The organism is Formosa algae, from assembly GCF_001439665.1.
Lineage (GTDB): Bacteria > Bacteroidota > Bacteroidia > Flavobacteriales > Flavobacteriaceae > Formosa > Formosa algae.
On the sequence record NZ_LMAK01000017.1, the window covers coordinates 1 to 15212 of the forward strand.

A 15212-nucleotide genomic window follows, 5' to 3' on the forward strand; every position below is an offset into this window, starting at 1 on the left:
CGTTAGATTTATATAAAAATATTAATAATAGAAATATATCACAAACAGAAAAGCATATTTTAATGGCTCATATTTTAGGGTGTAGCCAACAGGTAGCACGAGAATTATTTAATGGAACTCAACAAAAACGAACACCTGTAAGAGAAGAAATTATAAATAAATACTTAGATACATTGAAATAAGAGTGAATTGTGTAATAATATCTTTACACACTTTTTACACACATCTACTTCTTACAATAATATTGCATCATATTAATCTTAAAACATTAAAAAGATGCAAGTACAAATAGAACTACCAATCAGTTTCCTAAATGATATTGAGAAGATTAAGCAAGATTTAATCAATATTACAAAATCATATCAAGAAAAAGAAGAGCCCGCAGAATTTTTGTCGCGTCAAGAGGTTGCAAAAATGCTTAAAATTGACTTGTCTAGCGTCCATAATTGGACTAAGAAGTCAATATTAGTATCTTATCAAATTGGAGGGCGTGTATATTACAAGCGTTCAGAGGTCGAAGCATCAATTATTAAACTTAATAAATAATAATTGTATGGCAACGCAAAACACACCTCAACAAATTACTCACATTTACAAAGAAATAAACGAGGGTAAGTATAAAAGCGTGAAACATTACGAACTTCAAAAATGTAATGAAACACCTGTTTTTTCAACACTAATAAATATTAGTAGAAATCAAAATTGTGCTCAATCTATGCCAACATTTTGGTTAAAGATTAGGGAGGGTAACAAATGGACTAATTACATTACAGGTCTATTTAGAACTTCAAAGCGTGACACCTATAAGGGAGATACACATCGCAAAACAAACCTTGTTATTTTTGACTTTTCAAGTAATGAAAGCATATTGACAATAACATACTTCAATAACTACTATACGAACGATTTAAGGAATATAATATACTAACTAAAACAAAAAAAAAGAGGAGTGTTCACCTCCTCTTTTATACGTTCAAATGTTAGGTATTTGTGGCAACGCATACCTTAAAAACAAATTTAAAACATATTGATTGATTATGTAAAAATATTGTTTAACAATGTAGATGTTAACTATCTATGTAGTTTACCTTTTCTAGATTTTGAAACGGTTGTAAACTCAAACACAGGCGAACTATCAACAAAGAAAACGGCAAATTATCATTTTTGTAAAATTGTTATTTACGAGAGTGAAATTGTTTTATTTACTGGCAGTATTCATAAGTTTTATAATTCGATAAAAGAAGTAAAAGCACCCAATTATAAAGAAAATGGTACTTATAAAGGGTTTAATGGTAATCAATTTAACATTAATAATATTATTGAAGTTAGACAGCACTTAAAGACTCTTTTTAACTGCAAACCTCATCAAATGATATTTCAAAATATAGAGTTTGGAATAAATTCTACACCTGTTTTTAATCCTCAGTTATTTATAAAAGGGTTGTTGTTTCACAAGGGTAAATTATTTGAATTCAAATACAACGAACATTTTAGTCAAGTAAAACACCAGAGATATTTATTGAAAATTTATAATAAGTCAAACCAGTACCAAATGAAAGAAAACACTTTGCGTGTGGAACTAAAGATTATAAAAACCGAATTTCTAAAAGAAACAGGAATAAGAACCTTTGAAGATGTTTCTGTACAAACTATGAATAAGGCAAAAGAATTACTTCTAAAAGCTTTTGATGAGGTTGTTTACTATGACTACACGGTTGAAAAAAAGAATCTTACAGAACGTCAAAAAGTAAGTTTGAAATTATTTTCAAACCCTCGGTATTGGATTTATGAATTAAACCCAAAAGATAGAGACCGACCAAAAAAGAAATTGAAAGATTTTATACTAAAGTATTCCCAGAATTTACAAAGAGAAATAAGGCAAAATATAATAGTAAAGTGCGTAATAATTAACCGCCTTTCTGAACCCTCAAAATGTGTAATAATTAACACTTCAAATATAGGGTTAAACATTACTCATAAAGCACTTACAAAACATAATGAAAAACGCTCTATTACAGCAACTGTTTTAAGTAAAGAAAAAGATGAGGTAGTAACCACTTAAAAAAACGGAATACAATTTAAAATTAATTCAATCTAAAGTAGATAAAAATAGAAATTATGCCTAGACCTAAAGGAATATCAAAAACAGGTGGACGTAAAAAAGGAACACCAAATAAATTTACTGGAAATGCTAAACAATGGTTATCTCAATTAATAGAAAACAACTGTTTGCAAATGGAAAAAGATATAAAAGCCCTAGAACCTAAAGAACGTTTGCAAATCTTAGAGAAGTTTATGCAATACACTATACCTAAAATGCAAAGTATTCAAACAAAAGTTGATTTCAACCAATTAACAGATGAACAGATAGAAAACGTAATTAATGAAATAACTAAAGATATATAATATGAGAATAAAAATAACAAAAGACCTTAGAGAAGAAATTTTATTGACCTTGAAAAACGATTGTTTTGAGGTTTTCAGTGATAGTAAATTATGTCCTATTTTTGAAATACATTATGAATTTTACAAAGTATTTAAGCAATCTAGAAAAACTGATATAAGTAGAGAGAGTAAAGTTGAGTTATTACAATGGATAAAGAAAGGGTATATTGAAACAGAAAATTCTGTTTTCGCTAATGAGGTTAAACATCCTACTTTTTTAGAAATAATGATTACTGCAAGTCAAGTTGATGAAGATTAATAGCCTTTTTTAGATTTACCGTACATAAACCGTACAAAAACTAACTGTATAAAAATCATAAACCTTGTTAATCAATCGATTAACAAGGTTTATAGTACTCAAGGTGGGAATCGAACCCACACTCCCGAAAGAACTGGATTTTGAATCCAGCGCGTCTACCAATTCCGCCACTTGAGCAAATACATAGAAGCAATATTCTAAGAAGATGCAAAAATAATTCATTTTTATTTAAACTTCCTAAAAAATAGAGCATATAATTCTTTTGTAGTTAAAATAATTGCCTAAATTTGCAGCCAAATTAAAACACCAGAAGTGTTTAATCCTAATAAACAACACGTTACACATGCCTTTAACTGAAGCTAAAATATTTACCTGTAATCAAAGTAGGGAATTAGCAGAGAAAATTGCTGCTTCCTATGGTACACACCTTGGAAATGTTATTACCTCTACCTATAGTGATGGTGAATTCCAGCCTTCTTATGAAGAGTCTATTAGAGGGACACGTATTTTTATTATTGGTTCTACACACCCTGGACCACAGAATTTAATGGAAATGTTGTTAATGATTGATGCTGCTAAACGTGCATCGGCAAGACACATTACCGCAGTTTTACCTTACTTTGGTTGGGCAAGACAAGACCGTAAAGATAAACCTAGAGTCCCTATTGCAGCCAAATTAGTTGCTAAAATGCTTGAAACAGCAGGTGCTACTCGTATTATTACTATGGACTTACACGCCGATCAAATCCAAGGGTTTTTCGAAAAACCAGTCGATCACCTTTTTGCTTCCACAATCTTTTTACCTTATTTAAAATCCCTAAACTTAGATAACTTAACCATTGCATCTCCAGATATGGGAGGTTCTAAACGTGCTTATGCGTATTCTAAAGCTTTAGAAAGCGATGTTGTTATTTGTTATAAGCAACGTGCTAAGGCCAATGTTATTTCTTACATGGAATTAATTGGAGATGTTACAGGTAAAAATGTTGTTTTAGTTGATGATATGGTTGATACCGCTGGTACATTAACTAAAGCAGCAGATTTAATGATGGAACGTGGTGCATTAAGCGTAAGAGCTATTTGTACGCATCCTATTTTATCTGGAGACGCTTACGAAAAACTAGAAAAATCTAAATTACAAGAATTAATAGTAACAGACTCTATTCCTTTAACACAAAAAAGCGATAAAATTAGAGTACTTACTTGTGCCGATTTATTTTCTGCAGTGATGCAAAATGTACACTACAACAAATCAATCAGTTCAAAATTCGTCATGTAAATACAATTTAATACTTAATATAAATAAAAATGAAATCAATTACAATCAACGGATCTCTAAGAGAAAGCGTGGGCAAGAAAGCAACAAAAGCCTTACGTAATGCTGGTCAGGTTCCTTGCGTATTATACGGAGGAGATAAACCAGTTCATTTTACAGCAGAAGAATTGGCATTCTCTAAACTTGTATACACACCAAATGCGCATACAGTTGTAATTACTTTAGCTGGTGGGGAATCTTTCAATGCTATTATGCAAGACATTCAATTTCACCCAGTGACTGATAAAATTATACACGTAGATTTCTATCAAACTTTTGATGATAAAGAAATCTCTATGGACATTCCTGTTACTTTTATTGGTAACTCTCGTGGTGTTAAAAATGGTGGTGTTTTACGTAAAAACAAACGTAGCTTAAGAGTAAAAGCTCTTCCTGCTAACTTACCAGATTTTATCGAAGCAGATATTACTCCGCTTAAAATTGGTGGTAAATTATACATTACAACTTTAGAAAACGAAGCTTACAAATTTATGCACCCAGATAACACTGTGGTATGCCAAGTAAGACGTTCTAGAGCTGCAATTATTGAAGATGATGAAGAAGATGAAGCAGAAGCTACTCCAGAAGCAGCAACTGAAGCATAGTCTATAGTTCTATAAATATTAAAAAGCATTCTGTTTTCAGGATGCTTTTTTTATTTTAGCAAAAATTTAAACACACTATGTTCGGCTTATTTAAAACACTTTTTAAATCGAAACATCCGAGTATAGATCCTCATCAAGACACTATGAAGAAATTTTTAATTGTTGGCCTAGGAAATATTGGTGATACTTACGAAAATACCCGCCATAATATCGGCTTTAAAATACTAGATCATTTAGCTAAAGTAGAAGGCTTAACTTTCGAAACTCAAAAATTAGGCGATATTACAACCTACAAATTTAAGGGAAGAACCTTTATACTACTTAAACCTAGCACGTTTATGAATTTAAGCGGGAAAGCTGTACTATACTGGATGACCAAAGAGAATATTCCCTTAGAAAATCTATTAGTAATAACAGACGATTTAAATTTAGAGTTTGGCAGTATCCGTCTTAAAGGCAAAGGTAGTGATGGTGGCCACAACGGTTTAAAAGATATTCAGGCAAAATTACAAACTACCAAATACAATCGTTTTAGATTTGGTATTAGCGATGCTTTTAGTAAAGGTAGACAAATAGATTATGTTTTAGGAGAATGGACCATAGAGGAAAACGACAAATTACCAGAACGTTTAGACCAATCTATAGCCCTAATAAAATCTTTTGGTACAGCTGGTATTAATAATACAATGAACACTTTTAATGGCAAGTAAATTTTATCCATTAACCTTTCATTTACACAAAAAACCATACCTAAGCTCACCATTAATCACAAAATCAAATATATTTGTGATTATCACTACCTAATATCCTAACATATGAAAATTTTTACTTTTAAATTATTTATGCTTTGTGCTATAATATCCCTTAGCACACAAGCACAAAACTCTAATGAAGCAATTTCTCCTGAAGATGGCGAACAGTGCGGTTTTATCGCTAGTGAAAACAGACTCCGTGAAAAAAACCCATACCGCTTAAGTAACGAACAGTTCGAAAACTGGATTGCTCCTAAGATAGAGCAAATTAAAAATGAAAGATCTTCAACACCAACAGAAAGAGCCATAATTACCATTCCTGTTGTTGTTCACGTCATTCATAATGGAGATGATTACGGGGTAGACGAAAACATTACAGATAGCCAAGTACAATCTCAGTTAACAGTAATGACAGAAGATTTTAGACGTATGGCTGGAACTCCTGGTTTTAACGATAATCCAGCTGGTGCAGATTTAGAAATAGAATTTGTTTTAGCCCAACAAACTCCAGACGGCTGCCCTACAAACGGTATTAATCGTGTAGATATGGGACAAGAAAGTTGGAGCACCGCAGATATAGACGATATTGTAAAACCAACAACCATTTGGGATCCTACACAATACATGAATATGTGGTCTATTACTTTTACAAGAACAGATTTATTAGGATACGCACAATTTCCTTCAGAATCTGGATTAGAAGGTTTAGATGGATTTACTGACGATTCAGATACCGATGGTGTTGTATGTAGATACAATTCTTTTGGTAGTGAAGATTATAACGATGGTTCTTTCAATTTAAGTGCACCTTACAACAAAGGAAGAACAATGACTCACGAAGTTGGTCACTTTTTAGGTTTAAGACACATTTGGGGTGATGGTGATTGTACTGTTGATGATTATGTAGACGATACACCTTTAGCAGCAAGCTCTAATAGCGGATGCCCTGTAATAGATACTTGTCCTGGCGAAGTAGATTCTGAGGTGGTTTACGACATGGTAGAAAACTACATGGATTATACTAACGATGAGTGTATGAATGTATTTACTGAAGGTCAAAAAGACAGAGTTTTAGCTGTATTAGAAAACTCTCCAAGACGTAAAGGTTTAGTTACATCTAACAAAACAGAAGCTCCAGCCCCTGTAGATAACGACCCAAGTATTACATTAGTAGATATAAATGTTCCTGCTTGTGGATCTGAAGTTTTAGCAACAGTAGAATTAACTAATTACGGAACAACAACATTAAACTCTTTAGTAATAACATCTGTAATTAGCGATGGAACAACTTCAGATTATAATTGGACAGGAAACATTGCTGCAGGCGCATCAGAAACTATTACACTTCCAGCAATTACAGTAACCAGCATAGATTTTACATACAGCATTAGTATTAATAGTCCGAATGGAACAACAGATGCTAGAACATGTAATAACGATGTTTCTGAAAGCTTACAGATGACGACTGTTTACGCTTCAACAACAGCAATTACATTAGATCTTAAAACAGATTTAGAAGGTGCTGAAACCACTTGGGAATTCTTAAACAGCAACAATGAAGTTATTAAGCAAGGTGGAGGAAATTACTTTGGTAACCTTAACATAACCGAAACGTTTGAAGTAAGTAGCGACGAATGTTACACATTTGTAATTTACGATACTGGTGGAGATGGTATTTGCTGTTCTAACGGAGAAGGCTACTACACATTATCTACAGATGATGGTACAGTTATTTACTCTGGTGGTGATTTTACATCTGAGGATAGAATAAACATTTCTACAAAAACTTTAGCCGTTACCGATAAAGAATTTGCAGCAGGTATATCGCTTTACCCGAATCCAACTAGAGATATTTTGAATATTAAACTAAGTAATTCAAGTGAATTACCTACAAAATATCAAATTTATAATATGCTTGGCCAAGTAGTTAAGCAAAAACAAATCAGTGCTACTACAGATTTAAGCGTTAGCACATCTGAATTACAATCTGGTTTATATTTTATAAAACTTACTAATGCAGTAAATGCAGTGTCTTTACGATTCATTAAAGAATAACAGATACAATTAGTTCTAAAAAAAAGAGGCTTGAATGGTATTTAAGCCTCTTTTTTTTTGTTTAAAATCTACACAACAGAATCTATTTTAAACTAAATAAAAACTAAAATTTCAAAGGGAATAGGCTGGTCTAAAAAGGCTAAACTACTAGAGTTCATAATCTGTATTTCTACTACTAGAATAACGAGACAGCACACAGTAATCCATAAAAAAGGTTGTCTAAAACACATATCAGACAACCTTTATCATTTATAAATTTAAAGCACTACTTACTCTATAACTATTTTCTTAATCGTGCTTTGCGTTCCGTTTGTAACTTTTAATACATACAATCCAGAAGCCAAATGTTCTACATTAATACGCTGACTAAAGGTATAACTACTTTGATACGATTTCGCATAAACTTGTCGTCCTCTTATATCATACATTACAAGATTAACATCTTGATCTGAAGTTGCAGATAACGATACAGTAAATGTTCCGGTATTAGGGTTTGGCCAAATTTTAAAATCATTAAAATCAGTCGTTTCTACACCTAAAGTTTGCTGTACAATTAAATTATAATCTTCTACTTCCCCATCAAATTCGGTCTCACAAGAATCTGGATTGGTTCTATATTTAGTACTCACTCGCATAATTGTATGCTCACTTAAAACAGCATCATCAGGTACAGTAATCTCTAAAGGAGAATTTGCTGCAAGTCCGTTAGTAACATTAGCAGCTTCACCTAAATCATAAAATTCATTATCATCATCAAAATCACAATCGTTATTCCAATCAATCCAAACAGCAGTTCTAGTTACATAATTTCCAGACGTATTTACATATACAGATATTGGATAAGTTTCGCCGCGCTTTACATAATTTGTTAGAGATGTATAATCGCTATACCCTGTTTTTCCAGAGGAATTATCTACACTATTAAAGACTACTCGAGTTGTAGAAGTTTGTAGTACGAGTAGAGTATCTGTTCCATAAGAGTCGCAATGCGTACACGCAGTGCTAGTAAAACTGTAGCTTTCTGAATTTTCGCTAACATCACAATCGTTTATAGCACGTACTCGCCAATAATAAGTTGATAAAGCTTCTAAAGCTGTTAATTCATATTGCGTTTCTGTAACAATATATGTTAAAACATCTGAAGAAAAATCTGAAATTGTTGATAATTCTAATTCGTATTCCAAAGCATCCTCGGAAGCATCCCAAGTTAACATCGTCCCTTCAGAAATGTTTGAAGCATTATTTTCAGGACTCAACAACTTCGGAGATTCAAGATCTGACGATACGACATCTACGGAGGCAATAACAGTAGTTGTTAAAGCATTTGCTGTTCCAGTAATATTCACATCATAAACTCCCACAGCATTCTGAGTAAAATTTGTCAGCGTTAAAATCACATCTGTATCGACCGTTGCAGATACTGGACTAAAGGTGGCTATAACTCCCGATGGTAAATTTGAAGCACTAAAAGTTGTTAGCTCATCAAATCCAGACACAGTAGTATATTTAAATGGAAGTTCTAAACTTGTAACATTTGCACAAACAGTATACAACGGATCTTGATCTATTTGTTCTAGAATAAAAATGGGATCGGATTCTGAAATACTAAAATCAGCATCAGAGATATCATAGAAAATATTATCTGCTGCTTCAACCAATAATCTACAGTTATCACTTTCGTAATCTGGAACTATAATCGTTTCTAAACCATCGTTATCTACGTTTTCTGCTAAGGTTATCGGATAGGTTAATCCGCCGTCTAAAGATAATTTAATAATAACTGTACTACTATTAATTGGGGCAGTATTAGTTTCTCCAACGGTCCAAGTTACCTCACGAGACATGCCTACATACCACGACGTTGATTCATTTGGATAAGTAACTTTAAACGGAGTCCCATCAACAACAGTTACCGTCATTAAATCTGTATCAACTTGACCAATACCAATAGGAAAACCACTTCCATTATCTCTAACGGTTAAAGCAAAATTTAAAGTTCGCGCTACCGAAGGTGTCACTTCCCAAGTTGGAGTAAGATTACCATCTACAACATCACTCAAACTTGGCATATACCGATCAGGAGAATCTGTTGGTAATATCGAGCGATACATCGGACCAACATCCCAAGTAGATTGAGGTGCACCGTCTGAAGGCGCACGTTCGGGATCGTTTTGAGACCAATTATATGTTAAAGTAGACGTTCCATCTACATCAGATGCTTCTCCATGTAAAACAAATGGCGTAGACACAGGAATAGTATAATCTTGACCTGCATTTGCAACAGGTGCAGTATTGCCTAAAACGGTTTCTTCAGCACATGTACTTACACCTCCGGCCTGTATATTTTCAGAAATATCGCGAATGTTTACATAGTTAAAATGTGCATCAGAATTATCTTGAACATTATTTACACCACATATACCCGCATATCCCATAATAGAACTTCCAGAGGCTGGCTCTACTTCAGAGATTCCATTTCCAGATCGTGCACAAGTATTCATGGTATGCCATGCTCCAAATTGATGCCCCATTTCATGAGCCACATAATCAATATCGAAAGCATCTCCTGTAGGATTTGTAGATCCTGTATATCCACGTCCTTTAGAGACTTCATTTGTATAAGGCGCAACAGCATCTACACATACACAACCTATACAACCAGAATTTCCGCCGTTAGATGTATTAAAATTATGCCCAATATCGTATAAAGATTCGTCGCCTAAGGTTGAAGAGATAACCTCTTGAGTTTTACTGTTAAATTCTGTATCCCAAGGATCAGTATCTACATCGTAATACAGCAACTCGTCGTTTCTATTTATTAAAGATAATGTTATACCCAAATCGCGTTCATAAATTTCGTTTACACGGTTTATGGTAATAACCATTTGTGCCAATATATTAGCTTTCTTCTCTACATCTGTACCATCGCCAGCAAAAAGAGCACCATAGTCTGCATTACAACTTAACGCTAAACGGAAGGTTCTTAAAACACTATCGTCTGTGTTGGAACGCTGAGATGCTGTATCAGATTTTAAAGATTCCAAGTTAATATTATCCTCGGTTAAACACTCAAAGTCTTGCGCATCTATACCCAAAGCCGTTCTATTGTATACCATATAAGTATCTCCAGCTACAGTTTGCGGATCTATAAATTCTGAACTTCTTTGTCCTGAAAGCGAAAATCCATGCAATCCATTTTGGGTAATACTAAATCGCATAGTTGCCGTTTTATCATCTACACCAATAGCTTTATACGTTTTAATATCTGGAAATTTAGCAGCAAGTTCTGGCTGCATTATGGAAGATTCTGTAACTTCAAACTGCTGAAATGTACCGTCTGACATTGGAAAATCTATAATTTCACCAGATGTATTTCTATGGTTATCGCTTAAAGGAGCCTGAGATAATGCTGCTCTAAAAGTATCCAAATCCAATTCAAAAACCTGATAAGAAGAAGGATGAGTTTTTCGACTTAACACTTCTGAAGTTGTTCGAGACGCAGATGAGTTTTTCCAAAAATTTGATTGAGATTGTGCAAAAAGGACGCTTACATGAAGAGACACTATTAAAAGCAAGAAAAGCTTCTTTGCGCTAAGGTATTTCATAAATTTAATCTTTTCCATTACGTATATAAACCGCATTTTAATGCCACAAAATTATGGTCTTTGTAAAAACATGACGTAGCTTTGCTTTACTTTGCGTATTATCTTATAAACGTTTACTTTAAGATGTGCTAAAATAAACCTTTTTAACAATCAATTAACGATTACTCTTTATAATAAATGGAAAAAGTCAGAAACTTTAACAATCTAGACTCCAAGATTTCAACAGTAGTAACCATAGGCACATTTGACGGTGTGCATTTAGGGCATCAAAAAATATTAGAACGCCTTGTAAATACAGCAAACGAAACACATTTAAAGTCGGTTGTACTCACTTTTTTTCCACACCCAAGAATGGTGCTTCAAAACGATGCCAATATAAAATTAATTAATACTATTGAAGAACGTAGCGCTATTTTAGAACAATCTGGAGTAGATTATTTGTGCGTTCAAAAGTTTACAAAAGAGTTCTCGAGATTACCTGCAGAAGATTTTGTTAAAAAAATTCTCCTAGAGCAATTACAAGCAAAACGTGTTATTATTGGATACGACCATCACTTTGGTAGAAATCGTTCTGCCAACATAGACGATTTAAGAAAGTTTGGAGAGCTTTACGGTTTTGAAGTTGAAGAAATATCGGCAGAAGATGTAGATGAAGTGGCTGTTAGTTCTACTAAAATTAGAAAAGCTTTAGCCGATGGAGCTATTGAAAAAGCAAACACTTATTTAGGCTATCCGTTTTGCCTTAATGGTACTGTTGTGAAGGGCAAACAAATAGGACAACAATTACAATATCCTACAGCAAATTTAAAAATTGAAGAAGCCTATAAACTCATTCCTAAACACGGCGTTTATGTTGTAAAATCTGAAATTGAAAACAAAACTGTTTTCGGCATGATGAATATTGGAAACAATCCAACCATTTCTGATAGCACAAAACAGCATATAGAAATTCATTTCTTTGACTTTAAAGCCAATTTATACGACACCGCATTAAAGATTGACATGTTACACAGACTTAGGGACGAAAAAAAATTCGACTCTATCGAGGCGCTTAAGCATCAACTACAACAAGACCAAGCAGATTCCCTACACTTCATTTCTAAATTAAATGATAAATAAATTTCTCTTTAAACATATAGACAATTCTGCCTTAATTATTTTCAGAATTATTTTTGGGCTCTTGTGTTTTTTAGAAACGGTAGGAGCCATTTTTACAGGCTGGATTAAAAGAACTTTAATAGATCCAGATTTTACATTTTCTTTTATTGGTTTAGAATGGCTACAACCATTGCCCGGTAATGGTATGTATTTTTATTATGGGTTTATGGGTGTACTTGGCTTATGTATTATGGTAGGCTACAAATACAGATGGAGTACTATTTTATTTACTGCACTTTGGGCTGGCACTTATTTTATGCAAAAAGCGTCTTACAATAATCACTATTATTTATTAATTCTGCTAAGCGGATTAATGGCCATACAACCGGCACATAAATACATGTCTTTCGATGCGGATGCAAATCCGGATATAAAACAAAATTCTATGCCACAATGGTGTAGTCTGGTTTTTATATTGCAAATGTTTATTGTGTATACCTACGGTGCAATTGCTAAAATATATCCCGATTGGTTAAACACCACTGTAATCGAAGTACTTATGAAAGGGAAAGCTAATTATATTTTAGTTGGAGATCTTTTACAACAAAAATGGGTGCATTACTTTTTAGCCTATGGAGGGATTTTATTCGATGGTTTAATTATTCCGTTACTACTTATAAAACGTACTCGAAAAATTGCTTTTTTAGCCTCTATATTCTTTCACTTATTTAATTCATTTATTTTTCAAGTAGGTATTTTCCCTTACTTATCGTTGGCATTTGCTTTGTTTTTCTTTGAACCAAAACAAATTCACGACCTCTTTTTTAAAAACAAAAAACCCTTTTACAATGCTGGGGAAGTGATTATTCCAAAATATAAAAATGTAGCACTTGGAGTAATGGGTATGTATTTTGTAATACAATTAATACTTCCTATAAGACAGCATTTTATACAAGATAATGTGTTGTGGACAGAAGAAGGGCATCGTTTATCGTGGCGTATGATGTTACGTATTAAAAGAGGACAAGCAACATACACTATAAAAAATCACACAAAAAACACGGTAGAACAAGTACGCTTGAAAGATTATTTATCGCATAAACAAAGAGGATTAGCATCTAGTAAACCCGATGTAATATGGCAATTTTCGCAACACTTAAAATCAGTTTACGCTGCAAAAGGCGATTCTATTTCTGTGTATGTTAATGCCCGAGTTAGTGTAAATGGAAGACCTGCAAAACAGCTTATTAAACCCGATGTAGACCTTGCCAATGTAGAATGGTCTCCGTGGAAACATAGCGATTGGATTTTACCTTCAAAATAGGTTTATATTTTATTTCTTTCAACCTAAAATCTTATTACTTTTGCTGTTAATTAAGTTTCACCCTGCGTTAAGGATTGCAGCGGCATCCTTTTTTTACTTGTATTGTGTTTTCCTAAATTTTTCGGATATAACTATAGTGTATTAAATACACTACAAACACTCTTTACCTTGTAAAAAAGATATAGCGAAAAGCCTGTTCTTGTTAAAAAACAAGAAACGCCCAAATTAAAAAACAAGATGTTACAAATACCATTTATAAGAGATAATAAAGATCGTATTATCGCCAATTTAGCCAAGAGAAACATTGATGCTACAGACATGATTGCTGAAGTATTAAACCTTGACGAAACACGTAGAAGTACACAAGCTCAATTGGATAATACGTTAGCAGATGCAAATACTTTATCCAAAGAAATTGGGAACTTGTTTAAAAGTGGTGAAACCCAAAAAGCAACCATTTTAAAAGGAAAAAGTGGCGCTTTAAAAGAACTATCTAAAGAATTAACAGAAACGTTAAACGACACTTCTGAAGCTTTAAACCAGTTACTTTATAAAATTCCAAATGTACCAAACGATAGTGTTCCTGCAGGAAACTCAGAAGACGATAATGAAGAAATTTTTAGAGCTGGAGACATTCCTAAATTATACGATGGTGCTTTACCGCATTGGGAATTAGCAAAAAAATACGACATTATAGATTTTGAGCTAGGAAACAAAATTGCAGGTGCTGGATTTCCTGTATATAAAGGGAAAGGTGCGCGCTTACAACGTGCTTTGATCGCTTACTTTTTAGACAAAAACACTGCTGCTGGCTACACAGAATACCAATTACCACATTTAGTTAACGAAGCTTCAGGCTTTGGTACAGGACAGTTACCAGACAAAGAAGGACAGATGTACCATGTAACAGCAGACAACTTATATTTAATTCCGACTGCAGAAGTACCAGGAACTAACATTTTTAGAGATGTGGTTTTAAACGAAAGCGATTTACCAATTGGTATTACAGGTTATACGCCTTGTTTTAGACGTGAAGCAGGAAGTTATGGTGCACATGTTAGAGGTTTAAATAGATTGCACCAATTTGATAAAGTTGAAATTTTACGTGTAGAGCATCCAGATGATTCTTACAAAGCATTAGATGGTATGGTCGCTCATGTAAAAACTATTCTTGAAGATTTAAAATTACCTTACAGAATTTTAAGATTATGTGGTGGCGATTTAGGATTTACATCTGCATTAACTTTCGATTTTGAAGTGTTCTCTACGGCACAAGATCGTTGGTTAGAAATTTCATCTGTATCTAATTTTGAAACTTTTCAGGCCAATCGTTTAAAATTACGTTTCAAGAATAAAGAAGGTAAAAATGAATTGGCGCATACTTTAAATGGAAGCTCTTTAGCTTTGCCTAGAGTTTTAGCTGGAATTTTGGAGAATTGCCAGACAGAGAGCGGAATTGTAATTCCGGAGGTTTTGGTCCCTTATACAGGATTTTCAATAATAGACTAAATTGTCTTTTTGAATTAATTTTCCTACAAAACAAGGCGGGAAAACCATAATAATTTCGATGAAATACAAACAAAGTACGTTGTTCAACGAAAATATTAAGTTTAATTTTGATTTTTAGATAATTCTTTAGAAGTTCGTACAAGCGGAAATAATTACAGTTTTTGAAAAGACTAATATTTAGGATCAAAAACAGTAATTATTTATAGTTTTAAATAAAAAATGACCTGTTGAAATTGATATAAAAT

13 protein-coding genes and 1 tRNA gene are annotated in these 15212 nt (G+C 33.2%); 12 read left to right on the top strand and 2 right to left on the bottom strand.

What is annotated here, in order from left to right; genetic code table 11:
- The 5 genes from AST99_RS18710 to AST99_RS06960 form a co-directional block, all read left to right on the top strand.
- A partial coding sequence (locus tag AST99_RS18710) for a hypothetical protein (RefSeq protein ID WP_198151422.1) occupies window positions 1-182 on the top strand: 182 nt, incomplete at its 5' end.
- A 94-nt stretch (window positions 183-276) separates the two neighbouring features.
- Complete coding sequence (locus AST99_RS06940; RefSeq protein ID WP_057780620.1) at window positions 277-546, top strand: helix-turn-helix domain-containing protein; 270 nt, start codon at window positions 277-279, stop codon at window positions 544-546.
- Between the two features lie 481 nt (window positions 547-1027).
- Window positions 1028-2062 carry a hypothetical protein gene (locus AST99_RS06950; RefSeq protein WP_057780627.1) on the top strand — a complete coding sequence of 345 codons (1035 nt, stop codon included), beginning with the start codon at window positions 1028-1030 and terminating at the stop codon, window positions 2060-2062.
- Window positions 2063-2118: 56 nt separating this feature from the next.
- Window positions 2119-2406, top strand: coding sequence for a hypothetical protein (locus AST99_RS06955; RefSeq protein WP_057780630.1), 288 nt, complete (start codon window positions 2119-2121; stop codon window positions 2404-2406).
- A gap of 1 nt (window position 2407) precedes the next feature.
- Entirely contained in the window at window positions 2408-2704 is a 297-nt protein-coding gene (locus AST99_RS06960; RefSeq protein ID WP_057780632.1) for a hypothetical protein, read from the top strand.
- Window positions 2705-2799: 95 nt separating this feature from the next.
- Here AST99_RS06960 and AST99_RS06965 read toward each other — a convergent pair.
- Window positions 2800-2881 (bottom strand) — tRNA-Leu (locus tag AST99_RS06965).
- Window positions 2882-3047: 166 nt separating this feature from the next.
- Between AST99_RS06965 and AST99_RS06970 the strand changes: the two genes are divergently transcribed.
- From AST99_RS06970 to AST99_RS06985, 4 genes are all read left to right on the top strand, one after another.
- Window positions 3048-3983 (top strand): ribose-phosphate pyrophosphokinase, encoded by a 936-nt coding sequence (locus AST99_RS06970; RefSeq protein ID WP_057780868.1) that lies wholly within the window; start codon window positions 3048-3050, stop codon window positions 3981-3983.
- Window positions 3984-4012: 29 nt separating this feature from the next.
- Window positions 4013-4624, top strand: a complete 612-nt coding sequence (locus AST99_RS06975) for a 50S ribosomal protein L25/general stress protein Ctc (protein WP_057780635.1) — start codon at window positions 4013-4015, stop codon at window positions 4622-4624.
- A 77-nt stretch (window positions 4625-4701) separates the two neighbouring features.
- A complete protein-coding gene (pth, locus tag AST99_RS06980; RefSeq protein WP_057780638.1) occupies window positions 4702-5334 on the top strand; it encodes an aminoacyl-tRNA hydrolase in 633 nt (210 codons plus the stop codon).
- 105 nt (window positions 5335-5439) lie between these two features.
- Window positions 5440-7431: a T9SS type A sorting domain-containing protein gene (locus AST99_RS06985; protein ID WP_057780641.1), complete on the top strand. Its 1992-nt coding sequence runs from the start codon at window positions 5440-5442 to the stop codon at window positions 7429-7431.
- 269 nt (window positions 7432-7700) lie between these two features.
- On the opposite strand, the gene AST99_RS06990 is transcribed toward AST99_RS06985, so the two are convergent.
- Window positions 7701-11036, bottom strand: a complete 3336-nt coding sequence (locus AST99_RS06990) for a reprolysin-like metallopeptidase (RefSeq protein WP_069727814.1) — start codon at window positions 11034-11036, stop codon at window positions 7701-7703.
- Between the two features lie 177 nt (window positions 11037-11213).
- On the opposite strand from AST99_RS06990, the gene AST99_RS06995 reads away from it, so the two are divergent.
- The 3 genes from AST99_RS06995 to serS all read left to right on the top strand — a co-directional run bounded on the left by AST99_RS06995 (window position 11214) and on the right by serS (window position 14967).
- Window positions 11214-12155: a bifunctional riboflavin kinase/FAD synthetase gene (locus tag AST99_RS06995; protein ID WP_057780648.1), complete on the top strand. Its 942-nt coding sequence runs from the start codon at window positions 11214-11216 to the stop codon at window positions 12153-12155.
- Window positions 12145-13458: an HTTM domain-containing protein gene (locus tag AST99_RS07000; protein WP_057780651.1), complete on the top strand. Its 1314-nt coding sequence runs from the start codon at window positions 12145-12147 to the stop codon at window positions 13456-13458. The genes AST99_RS06995 and AST99_RS07000 overlap by 11 nt, the downstream gene beginning before the upstream one ends.
- Window positions 13459-13695: 237 nt before the next feature.
- Window positions 13696-14967 carry a serine--tRNA ligase gene (gene serS, locus AST99_RS07005; protein ID WP_057780654.1) on the top strand — a complete coding sequence of 424 codons (1272 nt, stop codon included), beginning with the start codon at window positions 13696-13698 and terminating at the stop codon, window positions 14965-14967.
- The last annotated feature ends 245 nt before the right edge of the window (window positions 14968-15212 follow it).